Here is an 18478-nt window from a genome sequence, read left to right as displayed (position 1 = left end):
ATGTCACACTGAGCACTTTATGTGGGAAGCCACCGCTTGCGCCGGTCGCTGGCCGATGTACGTTTCGCAATGTGACCGAGCCAGTTGTGGCCGTATCGTTTAATCCATTCGACAAAATTACCGCTAGACTATCCGAATGTCCGAGCTTAATGACCCGCGCGTATTTTTTGCGGCGGAGCGCACTCTTCTCGCCTGGAACCGGACCAGCTTGGCCTGGATGGCGTTCGGATTTGTGATCGAGCGCTTCGGTTTATTCGTGCATCTGGTTTTTTCGAAACCCGGCGAGCCCTTGCAAAAAGGCATTTCGTTCTGGCTCGGCATCGCTTTTGTGTTTTTCGGAGTCGTCATTGCGATACTGTCCACGATTCAGTATCGAAAGGTCCTGAAAACGCTGAAGCCCGTGGAGATTCCGCGCGGTTATCGGGCCGGTCTGGGGATACTCGCGAATCTGGTCGTCGTTCTGCTCGGCATGACGCTGATCGTTTATCTGTTTTATGGCGAGCTTTGAGAAGATGAAGCGAGATAAAAGCGCCAGGCCCTAATAAGGTTCGAAGTGGAGCCCCGCACGATCCATTCACCATCCTTCCAAGTGGCTAAATCCCTTGATCGATTCAATTTCGTCTTTTTGAATCCGCTGGTATTCCTTCCGCACAACGTCCGGCTTGTATTTTCGTTCCAAACGGCGCAGGGTGAAATGACCGCGTGCCACGTCCTGAAAGTGTTGCATGAATACGAGGTTCAACAGGCCGCCGCTGACGGCGCCGGCTACCGGCACCATCTGCACGGCGACCTCGTCCGAAATGACGACGCCGAAACGGGCGGAAATTCCGCGAATCAACTCGACGCCGGCAGGAACGTTGAGGCCGGAGGCTCCGCCATAATTGGCAACACCGGCGAAATGGAAAGCCAATGTGGATCGCAACCCATAGTAGCCGGTATCGGTTGCATCGTCTTCAGTCGATCGCCCTCCCAAGGCGAACACCTCCACGCAAGCGAGGCGCGCGTCGAGCGTATCCAAGTCCTCGCCCTCGCTGCGCGCGATATCGGCAATCGAACGCAGCATCAGCAAGGTTATGACCGGTAACTCGACCGTCAACCCTACTGGACCGAAAAAGCCGCCGACGGCTCCGGCTGTGAATGCCGCAAACTTGTGGTAGGTGTCACGCGCTCCGGAAACCGCGCGCGCGTCGAGAGTCTTTACCGCCATGCTCATAGCCTGACGGATACTAAATTCGGCTGCTCTATTGACTCGTTGGTGCCAGCTCTTCGGCAATAGTTTGAGCGTTTGTTCGATCGGCGTGCCGATCACGTTGCTTAGGCGCGCGGCGAAGGAGGGGTGTTCCAGATGCTGATACGCCCAGCGCAGTTGCTCCAGTTCCTCGGGGGTGAACGATGGTTTTGCCATGACGTGCTCCACGGTTTGCGGTTTGTGCGATTGTCCTTTAGCTGCTGAGTATTGGGACAAATCGATCTTGGACAGTGTGCCACGGACGGCGGAATGAGTCGGCGGGATTGCGCGATCAATTGCAGTTGGACGGCGGCACTTCCGGCCGGTTCCACGTAATCCGGCCTGCGGGACTGACGCGACGCCGTGAGAAAAACTGGGCTGAGTTTGGCAGGCATACAAGGCTGGGTGTACCCCGCCGCGGTTCGACGCCTGGTCGACAAGCCGCCGACTCATCAAACACATGAATCGGCGGCTGAGAGGAGGAACTTACCGAGGGAGATCCGAGTGTCCCATCAGGTATTCGTCGACGGCTCGGGCGCACTGGCGGCCTTCGCGGATGGCCCAGACGACCAACGACTGGCCGCGGCGCATATCGCCGGCGGTGAAAACCTTATCCATCGAGCTGCGATAGTCTATGGTATTGGCCTTGACGTTGCCCCGTTCGTCGAGAGTCACGCCGAGATCCTGGAGCATGCCCTCGTGCACCGGATGGACGAAGCCCATGGCAAGCAGTACCAGGTCCGCTTTCAAGGTGAATTCGCTGCCGGGGATTTCGTTCATAACCCAGCGTCCGCCCTCTTGCTTCCACTCGAGCTTGACGCAGCGGATTTGGGTAACGCGACCGTCTTCCCCTTCGATCGACTTCGTGGCGACGCTCCAGAAACGTTCGCAGCCTTCTTCGTGGGAGCTGGACGTGCGCAGCTTGTTGGGCCAATTCGGCCAGGTGACCTCTTTTTTCTCCTTTTCCGGAGGCTTCGGCAGGATTTCCAACTGGGTGATGGAGGCCGCACCGTGCCGTGCCGAGGTGCCGATACAGTCGGAACCGGTATCCCCGCCGCCGATGACGATGACATGCTTGTCCGTCGCCCAGATGCTGGTGTCGTCGGAAAGCGTATCTCCGGCCACGCGGCGGTTCTGCTGGGGCAGAAACTCCATGGCGAAATGAACGCCGTTGAGCTCGCGGCCCGGTACGTTCAGATCGCGCGGTTTTTCCGCGCCGCCGGCCAATATGACGGCATCGTAGTTGTCGAGCAGCTTTTGAACCGGAACGTCTCGGCCGATATGGCTATTGGGGCGGAACACCACGCCTTCAGCTTGCATTTGCGCGATGCGTCGGTCGATCAGATGCTTTTCCATCTTGAAATCGGGTATGCCGTAGCGCAGCAGTCCGCCGATGCGGTCGGCCTTTTCATAAACCACGACACTGTGGCCGACGCGGGCCAATTGTTGCGCGCAGGCAAGACCGGCGGGACCGGAACCCACTACCGCCACCTTTTTGCCGGTTCGATGCTGGGGTATCAGCGGCTTGACCCAGCCCATCTCCCAAGCTTTGTCGATGATGGAGCACTCGATAGTTTTGATCGTGACCGGTTCGTCGGTCAGATTCAGCGTGCAGGCCGCTTCGCACGGCGCCGGACAGATACGGCCGGTGAACTCGGGAAAGTTGTTGGTGCTGTGCAGTACCTCGATGGCTTCACGCCAATTTCCTTGATAAACGAGGTCGTTCCAGTCGGGGATGATGTTATTGACCGGGCAGCCCTGATGACAATAGGGAATGCCGCAATCCATGCAGCGCGCGCCTTGACGGCTGACTTCCTCTTCGGTCAGCGGGACGACGAATTCCTGGTAGTGCTGGAGACGGTCCGCCACCAGCTTGTAGCGTCTGTCCTGACGTGAGATTTCCATGAATCCCGTGGGTTTGCCCATTCTGTTTCTACCTCGTTACTGTGCTTTATTGCACGAGAAAGCTCTAGACCTCGGGGTCTTGTTTGCCGAAGTGCCTTCCATTTTTCCGATCGGTCCGGGTCGGCGAGGGGCGCGTTTACGCCACGCCCCCCCGCGTCTAGTGGTGAACTTCGGTCTGCGTTTTTGTCTTCTGCATTTTTTCGAGCGCCTGACGGTAATCGACCGGCATGACCTTGACGAAACGCGGCGCGTAAGCCGACCAGTTCTCGAGAATCTGCTTCGCTCGTCCACTGCCCGTGTAACGGCGGTGCTTTTCGATCAGGGTTCGCAGGCGCTGAACGTCGTGACGGGTCATGTCATGCATGATGTCCACCATTCCGTGGGTTTCCAGATCGCCGCCCTGGTGATCGAGATTTTCCAGGGCGATGTCCTCGGCCAAAACCGGTTCCAGTTCGACCATGGCCAGGTTGCACCGATGCTCGAAATCGCCGGTTTCGTCGAGCACGTAGGCGACACCGCCCGACATGCCCGCAGCGAAGTTACGGCCGGTCGAGCCCAGAACCACGACGACGCCGCCGGTCATGTATTCGCAGCCGTGATCGCCGACGCCTTCGACGACGGCGATGGCGCCGGAGTTCCGCACCGCGAAGCGTTCTCCCGCGACGCCGCGGAAATAGCATTCGCCGCTGATGGCGCCGTACAGCACGGTATTGCCGACGATGATGTTTTCCTCGGGCACCACCGGAGATTCCGGGGACGGATAGATGGCGATGCGCCCACCCGATAGCCCTTTGCCCACGTAATCGTTCCCGTCGCCTTCAAGCTCCAGAGTGATGCCGGCCGACAGAAAAGCACCGAAGCTTTGCCCGGCCGTGCCTTTCATCCGTATGTAAATGGTATCTTCGGGCAGACCGGTATGGCCGTAACGCTTCGCCAATTCGCCGGACAGCATGGCGCCAACCGTGCGGTTGTAGTTGCGCACGCCCATTTCAATGCGGACCGGCTTGCGTTCGTCGAGTGCGGGGCGGGCCAGTTCGATCAGCTTGTGATCCAGTGCCTTGTCCAGGCCATGATCCTGCGGTTCGCAATTGGAGATGGCCACGCCCTCACCGGGCTCCGGCCGGTACAAAATCCTGGACAGATCGACCTTGGCCGCTTTCCAGTGGGCTATGGCCTTGCGCATATCGAGCTTGTCGGAGCGCCCGATCATTTCCTCGAACCGGCGGAAACCAAGTTTTGCCATAAGCTGGCGCACTTCCTCGGCGATGAAGAAGAAGAAATTGACGACATGCTCCGGCTGTCCGGTGAAGCGCTTGCGGAGTTCCGGGTCCTGGGTTGCGACGCCTACCGGGCAGGTGTTCAGATGGCATTTGCGCATCATGATGCAGCCTTCGACGATCAGCGGCGCCGTGGCGAAGCCGAATTCGTCCGCGCCCAAAAGCGCGCCGATCACGACGTCGCGCCCGGTGCGCATGCCGCCGTCCGCCTGCACGCAGATGCGCCCGCGCAGCTTGTTCAATACGAGAGTCTGGTGGGTCTCGGCCAAGCCGATTTCCCAAGGGAGCCCCGCGTGCTTGATCGAGGTGATCGGGCTGGCGCCGGTGCCGCCGTCGTAGCCGGCGATGGTGACGTGATCGGCATGAGCCTTGGCAACGCCCGCGGCGATCGTGCCGACGCCCACTTCGGACACCAGCTTGACGCTGATGCGCGCGGCCGGGTTAACGTTCTTAAGATCGTGGATAAGCTGCGCCAGATCCTCAATCGAGTAGATGTCGTGGTGCGGCGGCGGGGAAATGAGACCGACCCCTGGCGTGGAGTGCCTCACCTTGGCGATGATGGCATCCACCTTGTGGCCGGGCAGCTGGCCGCCTTCGCCGGGCTTGGCGCCCTGCGAAATCTTGATTTGCAGATCGTCGGCATTGACCAGATATTCGGTCGTCACGCCGAAGCGGCCCGATGCTACCTGCTTGATGGCCGAGCGCATGGAGTCGCCGTTGGGCAAAGGTTTGAAGCGTTCCGGCAATTCGCCGCCCTCGCCGGTATTGGATTTGCCACCGATGCGGTTCATGGCGATCGCCAGCGTGGTATGGGCTTCGTATGAAATCGAGCCGAACGACATGGCGCCTGTGGCGAAGCGTTTGACGATTTCCGCGACCGGTTCCACTTCATCCAGCGGTACCGACTCCCGTTCGTCGAACCTGAAGTCCATCAAGCCGCGCAGCGTGAGCAAACGTTCGCTCTGCTCGTTGATCGAGCGGGTGTAGTCCACATAGGTTTCCCAGCTGTTGGTGCGTGTGGCGTGCTGCAGCTTGGAAATGGTCTCCGGAGTCCACACATGATCTTCGCCGCGAACGCGGTAGGCGTATTCGCCGCCTACGTCCAGGGCATTCCGGTACAGCGGGGCATCGCTGAAAGCTACACGATGCCGGCGCACGGTTTCCTCGGCGATTTCTCGGAGTCCCGCGCCGCCGATCGTGCAGACGGTGCCGGTGAAATATTCGTCCAGGAACTCTTCGCTCAAGCCCACGGCATTGAAGATTTGAGCGCCGCAATACGACTGATAGGTCGAGATGCCCATCTTGGACATGATCTTGAGCAGGGCTTTGCCGATGGCCTTGATATAGCGCTTGTGCACCTCGTCTTCGGACAGCTGTTCCGGCAGCTTCTCGCGCAGATCGGACAGGCTGTCGAAAGCCAGATACGGATTGACGGCTTCGGCGCCGTAGCCCGCCAGCAGCGCGAAATGGTGTACCTCGCGCGCTTCGCCGGTTTCCACAACCAGGCCGACCTTGGTGCGAAGGCCCGTCCGGGTCAGGTGGTAATGGACCGCGGAGGTGGCCAGGAGGGCCGGAATCGCGATGTGCTCCGCGTCGATCTCCCGATCGGACAGCACCAGGATATTGTTGCCCTCGTGCACCGCCTGTTCGGCCCGTGCGCACAAGGCTGTCAACGCCGGTTCCATGCCGCCGGCGCCGGTATCGGCCGAGTAGCAGAAACTGATGGTTTTGGTCTTGAACGCGCCTCCGGTGCGGGCCTCGATACGGCGGATTTTTTCCAGATCCTTATTGGTCAGGATCGGCTGATGCACTTCCAGCCGCTTGTGGCTGCCGCCATTGTGGAGCGCCAGCAAGTTCGGCCGCGGGCCGATGTGGGACACCAGCGACATGACCAGTTCTTCGCGGATCGGGTCGATGGCCGGGTTGGTAACTTGCGCGAAACCCTGCTTGAAATAGTCGTAGAGCAATCGCGAACGCTTGGAGAGCACCGCGAGCGCCGCATCGATGCCCATGGAGCCGACCGGTTCCTGACCGCTCAAGGCCATGGGGGTCAGGAAAAACTTGATGTCTTCCTGGGTGTAGCCGAAAGCCTGCTGCCGATCGAGCAGGGTCTCCGAGTCGGGCGGCATCGCGGCGATTTCGGCCGGCAGCTTTTCCAATTGAATCTGGGTATCGTTGAGCCACTGCTGATACGGCTCGCGATTGGCCAGTTCCGATTTGATTTCGGCATCGTCGATGATGCGGCCCTGTTCGAGGTCGATCAGGAACATCTTGCCGGGCTGCAAACGCCATTTCTTGACGATCTTGTGTTCCGGAATGGTCAGCACGCCCATCTCGGAGGCCATCACCACGGTGTCGTCGTCGGTGATGAGATAGCGCGCCGGACGCAGGCCGTTACGGTCGAGCGTGGCGCCGATCTGCCGTCCGTCGGTAAAGGCCACGGCGGCCGGACCATCCCAGGGTTCCATCAGGGCCGAGTAGTATTCGTAGAAGGCGCGGAGTTTTTCGTCCATCAAGGGATTGCCGGCCCACGCTTCCGGGATCAGCAGCATCATGGCGTGGACCAGCGAATAGCCCCCCATGACCAGAAGCTCCAGCGCATTGTCGAAGCTGGCGGAATCGGACTTGCCGTCGGCGATCAGCGGCCAGATCTTGTCGAGATCTTCGCCCAGAACTTCGGATGACATCGAATGGCGTCGAGCGGCCATCCAATTGATGTTGCCGCGCAAGGTGTTGATTTCGCCGTTGTGGGCGATCATTCGGAAAGGATGGGCCAGATCCCAGGTCGGGAAGGTGTTGGTGGAGAACCGCTGGTGCACCAGGGCAAGCGCCGACACCATTTGCTCGTTGCGGAGGTCGCGGTAAAACACGCCGACCTGATCGGCGAGCAGCATGCCCTTGTAAACCAAAGTGCGGGACGAGAAGGAAGGGATGTAGAACATCTTGCCTTCCTCGAGATTCAAGGCACGAATCTTCTTGTCGATCTGCTTGCGGATGACGAACAGCTTGCGCTCGAACGCGTCCTGATCCCGGCAACTTTCCGCCCGCCCCACGAAAACCTGGCGAATCACGGGTTCGATTGTCTTGACCGATTCCCCGAGCGTCGAGTTGTCTACCGGAACATCGCGCCAGCCGAGAACGGTTTGGCCTTCGGTGCGAATGAAATCTTCGACGATTTGTTCGCAGGTCGCGCGATGTTCCGGATTGCGCGGCAGAAACAGCATGCCGACGCCATAGTGACCGTAATCCGGAAGGGCGATCCCGAGTGCGGAGCATTCGTCGCGGAGAAAAGCATCCGGTATTTGAATGAGAATACCGGCCCCGTCGCCCGCCAACGGATCGGCACCAACCGCTCCACGGTGAGTCAGGTTTCTTAAAATTTCCAACCCCTTGCAGACGATGTCGTGGCTCTTATGGCCTTTGATGTGAGCGATGAAACCTACGCCGCAAGCGTCGTGTTCGTTGCGCGGGTCGTATAGACCTTGCTTGGCGGGTATGGCATTGAAACTCATGGTGTACCTCTGTCAGGGGTGTGGTCTGTCGTTTGCCGGTTCGCGGTTTACAAGAGAATATTGCGGCTCCAATAATGGACCGCCGCGACAGTCAAGAATTCGTGTTCGCAGTTGGTTTTGAAATATCCGAAATGGCGACGTGAGGCCGCCCATTTAGCCAAAATGGGCAAGAAATATAAAGAATCCGGCCGGTCTTTTCAAGGGCGCCAAGCTTGCGCACTCAGTGTTTGTTGTGAATAAGGTGGTGAAACGACTTGTTTCGATAGAGAATGAACCTGCTCGCCGCGCGACCGTCCGCCCGAGTCGACGAGAAAAAGCCGGTGTTGCTTGCCGAACCCGGTTACCTTTACTTTATGGCCAGAAAATTTAGGCGGTTGAGCATGCGTGCCAAGCATGGGGAATTAGAATGACCGAAAAATATGACGTGATCGTTGTGGGCGGCGGCATGGTCGGTGCCGCTTTGGGGTGTGGCCTCGGAGGAAGCAGTCTGCGAGTTGCCGTGATCGAGGATGCCCCGCCGCCGGCGTTTGCGTCGGAGCAGCCCCACGATCTTCGCGTGTCCGCGATCAGCATCGCGTCCGCCAGCATTCTCAAAACCGTGGGCGCATGGAAAGGCATCGCTTCGCGCCGGTTTTGCCCGTTCCGGAGGATGCGGGTATGGGAAGAGTCGGGCGATGTCGAGTTTCGGAGCGAGGACATCGATGAGCCGGTCTTGGGCTATATCGTCGAGAACCGGGTAATCCAGCTGGCTTTACTCGACCGCCTGGTCGAATTTTCCAATATCGATTTTCTTTGTCCCGCCAGAACCAAAATGATCGATTACGGGCCGCAAGGCTCGACCGTCGAATTGGACGACGGCCGCGTCTTGTCGGCGCGCTTATTGGTTGCCGCGGATGGCGGCTATTCCCGGGTGCGGCAAGTGGCCGGCATGGGAGTAAGCGGTTGGGATTACGAGCAGCACGCCCTGGTGCTGACGGTGGAAACCGCATACAGCCAGCAGGACATCACTTGGCAACGCTTTACCCCCAAGGGACCCCAGGCTTTCCTGCCGCTGGACGGGCCTCATGCATCTCTCGTCTGGTACGAGGCGCCGGAGGACATCAAACGCCTGAAGGCTTTGCCGGATGACGCGCTGCTCCGGGAGCTTATCGCTGCGTTCCCCTCGGCTCTGGGCGAGATCAAGCATATCGAGGCGAAAGGCAGCTTCCCGCTCAAGCGTCAGCATGCCTTGAGTTACAGTAAAGAGGGCGTGGCTTTGATCGGCGATGCGGCCCACATGATTCATCCGCTGGCGGGGCAGGGCGTCAACATCGGTCTTCTGGACGCTGCGGCGCTGGCGCAGGTGCTGGTCGGCGCTCACAAGAATGGCCAGGACATCGGCGCAGCCCATGTGCTGCAAACTTACGAAAGCATGCGCCGCAGCAACAACCTGGTCATGATGACGACGATGGACCTGTTCTATCGCGTGTTCGGAAACGCGAACCGTCCGCTCCGATTCATTCGGAATCTGGGGCTGGGTTTGGCGGAGCGAATCACGCCGGCCAAGAAATTGGTCATGCGATACGCGATGGGCTTGGGCGGCCAGCTCCCGAATTTGGCCCGTGGCGAAGCCATTCTGGGTTGAATGACGGTCGGAAACATTACGATACGTATTCCTGCGGATTGAGCAGAGTGAGTTTGCTATAGTAGGCAGAGCAATTCAGTACCTGTGTTCCGGATACTGTTGCTGAGATATCGATTAACGTCCTATACGAGTGAAACGACTTATGGTCAAAAAGCTACCTGTATTTCTTTGCACCGTGTTGATTCTGAGCGGTTGCGCAACCTACACCGGATGGGAGCCTGTGGTGGACACGTATAACGATCCGAATGCCTATCGGCTGCAGCAGGATATGGAAGAGTGCAAAATGCTCGCTCGCCAAGCGGGCAGTACCGGAACGGAAGCGGCGAAGGGTGCTGCTGCAGGCGCATTGCTAGGTGCCGCAACGGGCGCCGCGGTCGGCGCTGTCGCTGGCAATCCCGGCGGCGGTGCCGCGATCGGCGCTGCCGCGGGCGGCCTCGGCGGCGCTGGTTACAGCGGGGTCTCGGGCGACGATCAATACAAGCGGTCTTACATCAATTGCCTCCGCAATCGGGGACACAGAGTCGTCAATTAAGTAAGCAATCGGTCAAATAAAATAATCCCGCCGTTGTGCCTCTAGCCCGGCGGGATTATTTTTTCCGTTTTTGCTGCCCTGACGAGGGCATAAACCGACGAGAAGGTGCCAGGATGTCGTCATTGATCCATGCACTCCGGGAGAGCGCCCGGCTTTATCCTGATCGGCCCGCGGTAATCCAGGGCTCTCAGGTCATCGATCATGCCACCATAGGCAACCGATCGGATCGCGTGGCGGCGGCCTTGGCGGCCCGAGACGTGGTCAAAGGGGACAGGATTGCCCTTTACTGCCCCAATTCGGCGGAATTCGCCATTGCCTATACCGGCATCGTGAAAGCCGGGGCCACGGTCGTTCCGATCAATTTGTTGCTGAACACGGAAGAAATCGGCTTCATTCTCAACGATTCCGGCGCCAAGGGCTTGATTTTCCATCAAGCCTTTTCGAAACAGGCGGAATCCGCGCTTCAGGCTGCGCCGGGAATCGAGTTTCGCGTATCCATCGGCGGAGAAGTCGAAGGCGCCGAGGCGTTCGATGCTTTTCTAAGATCCGACGCGCCGGCACCGAATATCGATTGCGACCCGCAAGAGGACCTGGTCGTCATCCTCTACACCTCGGGAACCACCGGCCGTCCCAAGGGGGCGATGCTGACCCACGGCAATCTGGTCGCCAACACGCGCAGCGTCCGCGAAGCCATGCACTGGCGTCCGGGGCAGGATGTCGTGCTGCTGGTTCTTCCGATGTTTCACGCATTCGCGGCAACCGTCGGCATGCTCACGCCCCTGACCAACGGCTGTGCGTTCATTCCCCTGCCGCGATTCGAGCCCGATCAGGTCGTCGACGCGATTCATGCCAGCCGAGCCACGATTTTTCTCGGCGTGCCCAGCATGTATTCGGTACTGCTGAGACTCAAAGACGAGCGTGCGCCGCTTCTTTCCTCCATACGCTATTGCGTTTCCGGCGGCGCTGCGCTTCCGGTCGACGTGTTGCGGCGCTTCGAAGAAAAATTCGGCATCAGGATCTACGAGGGCGACGGACCGACAGAATGTTCCCCGGTAACCTGCGTGAATCCGATCGACGGCCTCATCAAACCGGGAACCGTGGGTTTGCCGGTTCCCGGAGTCGAGATGAAAATCGTCGACGAAGACGGGCGCGAGTTGCCGTGCGGCGAAGTCGGCGAGATTGCCGTACGCGGTGCCAACGTGATGAAGGGCTATTGGAAGCAGCCGGACGCGACCCGTGAAGTGTTTCGCGGCGAATGGCTTCTGACCGGCGATCTCGGTACGCGGGACGAAGACGGCTATTTCAGCATCGTCGATCGCAAGAAGGATCTGATCATCGTCAACGGCATGAACGTTTATCCACGCATGATCGAGGAGGTGCTATACCGCTTTCCGCCGATCCGCGAGGCCGCGGTGGTCGGGGAGCCGCACGATTTGCACGGCGAAATTCCGGTCGCGTATATCGCGATAGACGAGTCCAAGCCGATCACGGAAAGCGAAGTCCGCGCTTTCTGCAGGGAGCACCTCGGGCGGCATCAAATTCCCCGCAAGATCGTCTTTCAGCCGGAGTTACCGAAAAACGCCGCGGGCAAGATCCTCAAGCGGCAGCTTCGAAAGCACGGCGAAATCGAGCGCGGCGTGCAGGATCTCGAATAAACTCCGGCCGCCGCGGTTTCTATGCCTCACTGCTTTCTGCGCTCTTCCTCTTCGGCGAGCAGCTGCTTCAAGCGCTCGTCGATGACGGAATTCAGATAAAAATTGTCGCCGGCCGTTTTTCTGGCTAGCCGAAGTTGCAGTATGGCGGCGCGGTTCTGGCCCGAGGCGTAATAGGATTCGGCGACATAGCGGTGCGATTCGGCATCGTTCCCGAGCTGGCTATAGGCTTGCGCCAGCAGGTTGTAGACTTCCGGAGTAGGCGGATGGCGGCGGGCGTAGTTCTGCAGCAGCTTGCGCGCCTGTTCCGCTTTGCCGGTGGTGAGCAGCGTGCGGACATAGTTGAGCGTCAGCGCCCGGTTTTCCGGAAAGCGTTGCAGGGCCGATTCGTAAAGCTGGATCGCGCGCGGGTAATTCTTGGTCTCCCGCTCGGCGCTGGCCAGCGCATTGGCGAAATGGGACTGATCGGGATAAATCTCCATCAGCCGCTGCAGGATCGGTTTGGCTTCCCCCGCACGCGCGTTGGCGATCAGTGCCAAGGCTAAACCGTAGGCGGAAACATCCTGTTGCAGCTTGGTGCCCTGGCCGCTGACCGCCTTGAAATAATTCAGCGCGTCCTGCGGGCGGGCGGCGGTCTGCACCCGCAGCTTGGCGCGGACGAGCTGATAGGCGAAAGAATCGGGATATTGCCGATACGGAAACTGTTCCGCGCGTCCCCGCGTATCCGAGATACGGGACACGGTCACCGGGTGGGTCAGCAGGAACTCCGGCAATTCTCGGCCGACGAAGCGGGTGGATTGCTGCATTCTTTCGAAGAACGTCGGCATGGCGCGCGGGTCGAAGTCCGACTTCGATAAAATCTGCATGCCGACGCGATCGGCTTCGGCCTCGTTGTCGCGGGTAAAATTGATTTGATACTGGATATTGGCGGCTTGCGCGGCCATCAAGGCGGCTTGGCCCAGTTGCGCGGATTTCGCGCCCAGCAGAACGGCGGCCAGCATGGCCGCGGCGGTGGGCAGCGCCAGGCGGCCGGCGGCCTGGAACGTTTGATAAAGATGCCGCTGCGTGACGTGCGCGATTTCGTGGGCCAGTACCGAAGCGAGTTCGCTCTCGGCTTCCGAGGTCAGGATCAGTCCGGAGTTGACGCCGATGTATCCGCCTGGCCCCGCGAATGCGTTGACCGTGGGATCGCTTACCACGAAGAAATGAAACGCTTGCGCGGGGTTGTCGCTGGACCCGGCCAGTTTCTGCCCTATGGACTGGATGTAATCGTTGACTTCCGGATCTTGGCTGACTTCGAGCTGGGCGTGCAACTTGCGGTAGAACGCTGCGCCGAGTTCCTTCTCCTGCTGCGGCGTCATGAGGGTTCCGGTCGGGTCGCCGATTTCGGGCAACTCCAGGTTGAGTTGCGCATGGGCGGGTTGCAGCGCCAATGAGCCGTAGCTGAGAATCAACAGCGATGCAAGCAGTTTGTCGAATTTCATGATGTTTCAGCGCCGTGTGCGGCGCGGGTGTGAATGAGTCCACGGTGTACGGTTACTCGATGAACCGTTTTTTCGAAAGGGTGTCGCCGCGATGAAATACGCCATTCAGGTCAATGCCGGGCCTTGTTCCGCTCAAGCGGCGCGCACTGCCTATCAGTTTATCAAAGCCGCGTTGGATAAAGATCACGAAATCGTATGCGTGTTCTTTTACCATGACGGGGTTTATAACGCGCTGCGATCCGGTTTATCCGCGGAAGACAAAGATTCGATTCCGCCCTGGCCCGATCTCGCCGATAAGCACGGGATCGACCTGGTGCTGTGCGTTTCGGCCGCGCAGCGGCGCGGCATGCCGGCAACCGGGGCGGACGGTTTTCGAATCGGCGGCCTGGGACAATGGATGGACGCCTGTCTGAAGGCCGACCGGGTATTGGTTTTTGGTGGCTGAATCGGTGCAAAAAAAATTCTTGTTTGTAATGCGCAGTGCCCCTTGGGACGGCGCAAGAGTCCGGGAATCGCTGGACATGGCCATGACCGCCGCCGCCTTCGATCAGGCCGTACGGCTCCTGATACTGGACGATGGCGTGTTCCTGCTCAAACGGGGACAGGGGTCCGAACCGAGCGGGCTGAAACCCGTCGCTCCCTTGTTCGAAGCCTTGGCTTTGTACGATGTGGAGGATGTTTTGGTCGAGCGGGAGTCTTTGCGGGGAAGGCATTTGACGACCGAGGATCTCGTCATCCCCGTGCGCGTCGTGGACAGGGCGGAAATCGCCGGATTGACGGCGGAACATGACATCGTGATCCCATGTTGATGACAGTCCTGCATATAGTTAGCCGTTCGCCTCGGGAAAGCCGTGCCCTGGAAGATTGTCTCGTCCGGGCGGGGGAGGGCGATGCGGTTCTGCTGATCGAAAACGGGGTTTACGCCGCGGTGAAAGGCGCGGATTCCGAAGCCGTCCTGAAGTCGGCTATAGGACGCGTCAGGTTTTATGCCTTGGGGCCGGATCTCGACGCGCGCGGCGTGCAAACTTCCGAGGTCGCCGAGACGATTCGAATCGTCGACTATGGAGGATTCGTCGATTTGACTGCCGATTACCGGCCTATCCAATCCTGGTTTTGAGCGATGATCGAAGTCGACGGTAAATTCCTGGAAACGACCGAAAGCGGATTTCTGACCGATGCGAACGCCTGGGACGAGCATGTCGCCGCCGCTCTGGCGGCGAGCATACCCATAGCATTGACCGAAGCGCATTGGGAGATCGTGCGCTTCATCCGGAATTACTATCTCAGATTTCACCACCTTCCCAACACACGCATGTTCGTCAAGGCGGTGCAGAAGGAATTCGGGGAAGAAAAAGGCAATTCCCGCTATCTGCACCGGCTGTTTCCGGAAAGCCCGTTGAAATACGCCTGTTTGATCGCGGGACTGCCCAAGCCGCCGGGCTGTATCTAGTCGTTGGTTTCACAATACCGCGCCATTCCACGGGGAAAACAGGCTGTGGGCCAATGGCTCCGTAAGGTACGTGTAAGCTCGGCATGTTTTTATCCTAATTTTTCCCTTGCGGCCGATGACATTGGACGTATGGGTTCGTTCTACGGTTTTTTTCGGCCACGGCGCCAGGCAGGCGATCAAGCGGCTCCATTCGGAGGGCCGGCGTGGACCGGGGGCGCTGCAGATTCAGAAGCAGGCACCTCAGCCTGCCGCCAAAACGGGAATGGAATCCCCATGCATACCCAAAGAGGAGAGCTGCGTGGATATGTTCAGAACTATATTGGCAGCAACCGATTTCTCGGATGATGCCACTAACGCCGTCTACCGGGCGGCCTTCCTAGCTGCGGAACAACAGGGGCGATTGGAGCTGCTGCATGTCTTGAGTGAAACGGCCCTGAAGACCGTGCGCGAATTGATTCTCTCGCACGGCAATGCCGAGACGAAGCTGATCGATGACGCGCAACGCATGTTGGACGCACTGGGATCGCGGATCGCGGAGGATACCCGGATAGCCGCGGTTTCCCGAATCGCCATCGGAGCAGTGCTGGACGAGATTCTGTCGGCCGCCGAACAGGCGGACTTGCTGGTATTGGGAGCGCACGGTTCTAACCGTTGGCGCGAACTGTTTCTGGGTACGACCGCGGACCGTTTGTTGCGTATGTGCACGCGGCCGGTTCTCGTCGTCAAGCGTCCGCCGGAGACAAGCTACCGGCGTGCACTGGTTCCGGTGGATTTCTCCTCCCACTCCATCGCCGCGCTGAATATGGCGATGCGGGTCGCTCCAAATGCCGACATCATGGTTGTCCATGCTTCCGCCGTTCCTTTCGAGGGGATGCTGCGGCAGGGCGGCGTGCTGGACGACGAGATAGAAAGATTCCGCGGTCAGGCTCAGCAGGAGGCAATGAGCCGCATCAGCAGCCTGATCGATGAGGTGGCCGAGGGTTCGCGTCGGCTCTTCCGATTCGTGGAGCTCGAGGATGCCGCTCGCCTGATTCTCGCCAAGGAGGAATCGTTCGGGGCGGACCTGATCGTCATGGGCAAACACGGCAAAAACGTCGTCGAGGAAATGCTCCTGGGCAGCGTGACGCGTCGCATCCTTTCCGATTCGAAGTGCGACGTGCTGATCGTGCACGAGGGTTCCACGGCTACCGGCTCGCCCGCCGCATAACGCATGACCGACCGATAGGGCCGCCGCATCATCCGGAAGTCGGTTCAACCGCGGCGGTGCGGTTGTTTCCAAATCGAGCCTGACTCAAGAACGCCTGAAGGCATGGGGAGCCCTTTTGAGCAGCGTTGCAAGCCGTTGCCGTAGAGTTTGCTGTCCGTTGATGGCTATCGTGCCTGAGCTTTTCATGAGTGTCGGCGATTCAAGGCGCGGGAAATCGGCGCTGATCGACGCACCCTGATAAACTTCTTGGCTACCTGCCTGCACCATACTCCACATATCTCATGCATAACCTGGGTTTGCTCGAAAATATCGCCGTTACGCTGAGCGTTGCCTTTCTAGGAGGGCTGATCGTTCAACGCATCGGCCTGCCGTCCATTGTCGGTTATTTGCTCGCGGGCGTGGTCATCGGCCCGTTCACGCCGGGTTATCTGGCCGATGCCGAAACCATCAACCAGTTGGCCGAGCTGGGCATCATTTTCCTGATGTTCGGCGTGGGGCTGCATTTTTCCTTTGCCGATCTGTGGAAAGTGCGAGATATCGCCATCGTCGGGACGTTGGGACAGATGCTGACCATGGCGGCCCTGGGTTATGGCCTGAGCCAATACTGGGGCTGGACGCCCAAGTCCGGACTGGTGCTGGGACTGGTGCTGTCCATCGCCAGCACCATCGTCATGCTGCGCGGCTTCATGGACCGCGGCTGGCTGAACACCCCGGACGGGCAAGTCGCGGTCGGCTGGCGCGTCATGGAAGACATCGCCACCGTTCTCATGATCATGATCCTGCCCAACCTGGCCGACACCGGCAAGCCCATGGAATGGCGCACTCTCGGCCTCGCGCTGCTGTCGGCTTTGGGCTTTCTCGTGTTCATGCTGTTTGCGGGCAAACGCTTCATTCCCTGGCTGTTGCTGCGGGTGGCCCATACCCGCTCCCGCGAGCTGTTCATTCTGGCGATCCTGGCCATTTCTTTGGGAATCGCCTTGGGCGCCTCGCAATTGTTCGGGGTTTCGCTGGCTCTGGGGGCTTTCGTCGCGGGAGCGGTGGTGAGCGAGTCGCCGCTCAGTCACCGCATCGCATCCGATCTGCTGCCGTTCCGCGAAGCCTTTTCCGTCTTGTTCTTCGTGTCCGTCGGCATGATGCTCGATCCCGGCTTCCTGGTGGAGCACCTCGAACCGGTCCTGGTTCTCACCGCGCTGGTGGTCATCGGAAAGTTCATCGTCTCGGGGCTTTGGGTGTTGCCGTTCCCGCGTCCGGCCAGCACCGCGCTGGTAGTCGCGGCCGGCTCCTGCCAAATCGGCGAGTTCTCCTTCATCCTGGATCAGACCGGCTTGAGTCTCGGCATACTGGATAAGGGCCAACACGCGCTGATATTGGCGGCCGCTCTTCTGTCCATCGTCGTGAACCCGTTCATGCTGCACAGCGTTCATCCGCTGCAACGGAGCTTAAGAGGGGTCCAGCCGTTATGGCGATGGCTGGACCGCCACGGCTCGACGCAGACGCCGGTGGAGGAGTCGGTCGCCGACCACGTGGTGGTGGTCGGCTACGGACGGGTGGGTTCGCACATCGTCGACGTGATGGGTGAGCTGGGCATTCCCTATCTGGTCATCGATTTCCGTATCAGCCGAATCGAAAAATTGGCCAAACGAGGCGCCCCCACGCTCCTGGGCGATACGGCCAACTCCGACATCCTGACCCATGCGGCGCTGCACCGGGCCCGTCTGCTGGTGGTGACTTTGCCCGAGGAAGCGGCCACCGAATTGACCGTCGCGGCTGCCCGGGACATTGCCCCGGATCTCCCGATCATCGCCCGCGCCGCCACCAGGGCCGGGGTCAAGCGACTCTCGGAATTGGGCGCACAGCTGGTGATCCATCCGGAATTGGAAGGCGGCCTGCAGGTGCTGCGGCACACGCTGCTGCAACTGGGCTTCCCGCTGCACGACGTGAGGCGCTACGCGGATACCGTGCGCCGCGAAAACTACGAGGCGCTGGTCAAGTCGCAGGGCGAGCACGCCTTGCTCAGGGACCTGCTCGATGCTTCCGAATTGATCGACATCGCCTGGCGAAAAGTACCCGAGGAAAGTCCGCTGGCCGGGAAGATGCTGGGGGAGGCCGCCCTCCGTACCCGGACCGGAGCCACCCTCGTGGCGATCAAGCGCAAGAACGAACTGATGGTCAACCCGTCTACCCAGACCGTGTTTCTTCCTGGAGACCGCATCGGCCTGCTCGGAAATCCGGAACAGCTGGGTGCCGTGGAGCGTTTGCTGACCCCGCAGCCGACGGAGTCTGACGCGGCGTGAAGGCGATGGGTTACTGCCGTGTCCCGGTGGCATCTTTAAGGCGGAATGGGTTGCGCTGTTTCGCCCTACGAACCGGACGGCTGCGAAAGAACCGACTGCGCGGCCCGGTTCTCGCTTGCGATGTTATGACGTAAGAAGCGCTGAGGTACGATAATCGGTAGAATCGCCGACTTCCATGGCGAAGCCGCCCGCAGGATGCCGGACAGTCGAGAACGATGCGCTTCACGTCGTTCAGCACATCCTACGAGTCGACGAGTGTAAGAACTCGCAGAACTCGTAGGGCGGGTTAGCGAAGCGTAACCCGCCAAAAGCC

14 protein-coding genes are annotated in these 18478 nt (G+C 59.7%); 10 read left to right on the top strand and 4 right to left on the bottom strand.

Annotated elements, in window-relative coordinates; genetic code table 11:
- The first annotated feature begins 136 nt into the window (after positions 1-136).
- On the top strand, positions 137-508 hold the full coding sequence (locus tag ACWJJK_RS14490; protein ID WP_077729200.1) for a YidH family protein: 372 nt from the start codon (positions 137-139) through the stop codon (positions 506-508).
- A gap of 66 nt (positions 509-574) precedes the next feature.
- Here ACWJJK_RS14490 and ACWJJK_RS14485 read toward each other — a convergent pair whose 3' ends face one another.
- The 3 genes from ACWJJK_RS14485 to gltB all read right to left on the bottom strand — a co-directional run bounded on the left by ACWJJK_RS14485 (position 575) and on the right by gltB (position 7922).
- Positions 575-1405, bottom strand: a complete 831-nt coding sequence (locus ACWJJK_RS14485; protein ID WP_077729199.1) for an EcsC family protein — start codon at positions 1403-1405, stop codon at positions 575-577.
- Positions 1406-1714: 309 nt separating this feature from the next.
- Positions 1715-3154 carry a glutamate synthase subunit beta gene (locus ACWJJK_RS14480; protein WP_434112179.1) on the bottom strand — a complete coding sequence of 480 codons (1440 nt, stop codon included), beginning with the start codon at positions 3152-3154 and terminating at the stop codon, positions 1715-1717.
- A 136-nt stretch (positions 3155-3290) separates the two neighbouring features.
- The gene (gene gltB / locus ACWJJK_RS14475; RefSeq protein ID WP_454128231.1) at positions 3291-7922 is read right to left on the bottom strand and encodes a glutamate synthase large subunit; all 4632 of its coding nucleotides are present in this window, start codon (positions 7920-7922) and stop codon (positions 3291-3293) included.
- Between the two features lie 406 nt (positions 7923-8328).
- On the opposite strand from gltB, the gene ACWJJK_RS14470 reads away from it, so the two are divergent.
- The 3 genes from ACWJJK_RS14470 (at position 8329) to ACWJJK_RS14460 (ending at position 11733) form a co-directional block, all read left to right on the top strand.
- Positions 8329-9546: a UbiH/UbiF/VisC/COQ6 family ubiquinone biosynthesis hydroxylase gene (locus ACWJJK_RS14470; RefSeq protein WP_454128230.1), complete on the top strand. Its 1218-nt coding sequence runs from the start codon at positions 8329-8331 to the stop codon at positions 9544-9546.
- Positions 9547-9688: 142 nt separating this feature from the next.
- On the top strand, positions 9689-10078 hold the full coding sequence (locus ACWJJK_RS14465) for a glycine zipper family protein (protein ID WP_086135442.1): 390 nt from the start codon (positions 9689-9691) through the stop codon (positions 10076-10078).
- A gap of 113 nt (positions 10079-10191) precedes the next feature.
- Complete coding sequence (locus ACWJJK_RS14460; protein ID WP_454128229.1) at positions 10192-11733, top strand: long-chain-fatty-acid--CoA ligase; 1542 nt, start codon at positions 10192-10194, stop codon at positions 11731-11733.
- A 26-nt stretch (positions 11734-11759) separates the two neighbouring features.
- Here ACWJJK_RS14460 and ACWJJK_RS14455 read toward each other — a convergent pair whose 3' ends face one another.
- Entirely contained in the window at positions 11760-13214 is a 1455-nt protein-coding gene (locus ACWJJK_RS14455; RefSeq protein ID WP_077729193.1) for a M48 family metalloprotease, read from the bottom strand.
- Between the two features lie 91 nt (positions 13215-13305).
- Between ACWJJK_RS14455 and tusD the strand changes: the two genes are divergently transcribed.
- The 6 genes from tusD (at position 13306) to ACWJJK_RS14425 (ending at position 18165) form a co-directional block, all read left to right on the top strand.
- The gene (gene tusD / locus ACWJJK_RS14450) at positions 13306-13659 is read left to right on the top strand and encodes a sulfurtransferase complex subunit TusD (protein WP_454128228.1); all 354 of its coding nucleotides are present in this window, start codon (positions 13306-13308) and stop codon (positions 13657-13659) included.
- 4 nt (positions 13660-13663) lie between these two features.
- Positions 13664-14023, top strand: a complete 360-nt coding sequence (tusC, locus tag ACWJJK_RS14445) for a sulfurtransferase complex subunit TusC (RefSeq protein ID WP_454128227.1) — start codon at positions 13664-13666, stop codon at positions 14021-14023.
- Entirely contained in the window at positions 14017-14331 is a 315-nt protein-coding gene (gene tusB, locus ACWJJK_RS14440) for a sulfurtransferase complex subunit TusB (RefSeq protein WP_454128226.1), read from the top strand. Before tusC ends, tusB begins: the two co-directional genes overlap by 7 nt.
- A gap of 3 nt (positions 14332-14334) precedes the next feature.
- Entirely contained in the window at positions 14335-14664 is a 330-nt protein-coding gene (locus ACWJJK_RS14435; protein ID WP_454128225.1) for a TusE/DsrC/DsvC family sulfur relay protein, read from the top strand.
- 304 nt (positions 14665-14968) lie between these two features.
- A complete protein-coding gene (locus ACWJJK_RS14430; RefSeq protein ID WP_454129046.1) occupies positions 14969-15871 on the top strand; it encodes a universal stress protein in 903 nt (300 codons plus the stop codon).
- Between the two features lie 281 nt (positions 15872-16152).
- Positions 16153-18165 carry a cation:proton antiporter domain-containing protein gene (locus ACWJJK_RS14425; RefSeq protein ID WP_454128224.1) on the top strand — a complete coding sequence of 671 codons (2013 nt, stop codon included), beginning with the start codon at positions 16153-16155 and terminating at the stop codon, positions 18163-18165.
- Positions 18166-18478 lie beyond the last annotated feature (313 nt).

It is taken from the genome of Methylocaldum gracile (genome assembly GCF_053646815.1).
Note: the sequence above shows the minus strand (reverse complement) of the source record. Positions and strands in the feature narration are given on the sequence as shown.

What these genes read in the sequence shown, in the direction of transcription:
- ACWJJK_RS14470 (WP_454128230.1), top strand. Translation starts at nt 8,329, where the DNA reads ATGACCGAAAAATATGACGTGATCGTTGTGGGCGGCGGCATGGTCGGT.
- ACWJJK_RS14480 (WP_434112179.1), bottom strand. Translation starts at nt 3,154, where the DNA reads ATGGGCAAACCCACGGGATTCATGGAAATCTCACGTCAGGACAGACGC.
- gltB (WP_454128231.1), bottom strand. Translation starts at nt 7,922, where the DNA reads ATGAGTTTCAATGCCATACCCGCCAAGCAAGGTCTATACGACCCGCGC.
- ACWJJK_RS14425 (WP_454128224.1), top strand. Translation starts at nt 16,153, where the DNA reads ATGCATAACCTGGGTTTGCTCGAAAATATCGCCGTTACGCTGAGCGTT.
- tusB (WP_454128226.1), top strand. Translation starts at nt 14,017, where the DNA reads ATGTTGATGACAGTCCTGCATATAGTTAGCCGTTCGCCTCGGGAAAGC.
- ACWJJK_RS14460 (WP_454128229.1), top strand. Translation starts at nt 10,192, where the DNA reads ATGTCGTCATTGATCCATGCACTCCGGGAGAGCGCCCGGCTTTATCCT.
- ACWJJK_RS14465 (WP_086135442.1), top strand. Translation starts at nt 9,689, where the DNA reads ATGGTCAAAAAGCTACCTGTATTTCTTTGCACCGTGTTGATTCTGAGC.
- ACWJJK_RS14455 (WP_077729193.1), bottom strand. Translation starts at nt 13,214, where the DNA reads ATGAAATTCGACAAACTGCTTGCATCGCTGTTGATTCTCAGCTACGGC.
- ACWJJK_RS14485 (WP_077729199.1), bottom strand. Translation starts at nt 1,405, where the DNA reads ATGGCAAAACCATCGTTCACCCCCGAGGAACTGGAGCAACTGCGCTGG.
- ACWJJK_RS14490 (WP_077729200.1), top strand. Translation starts at nt 137, where the DNA reads ATGTCCGAGCTTAATGACCCGCGCGTATTTTTTGCGGCGGAGCGCACT.
- ACWJJK_RS14430 (WP_454129046.1), top strand. Translation starts at nt 14,969, where the DNA reads ATGTTCAGAACTATATTGGCAGCAACCGATTTCTCGGATGATGCCACT.
- ACWJJK_RS14435 (WP_454128225.1), top strand. Translation starts at nt 14,335, where the DNA reads ATGATCGAAGTCGACGGTAAATTCCTGGAAACGACCGAAAGCGGATTT.
- tusD (WP_454128228.1), top strand. Translation starts at nt 13,306, where the DNA reads ATGAAATACGCCATTCAGGTCAATGCCGGGCCTTGTTCCGCTCAAGCG.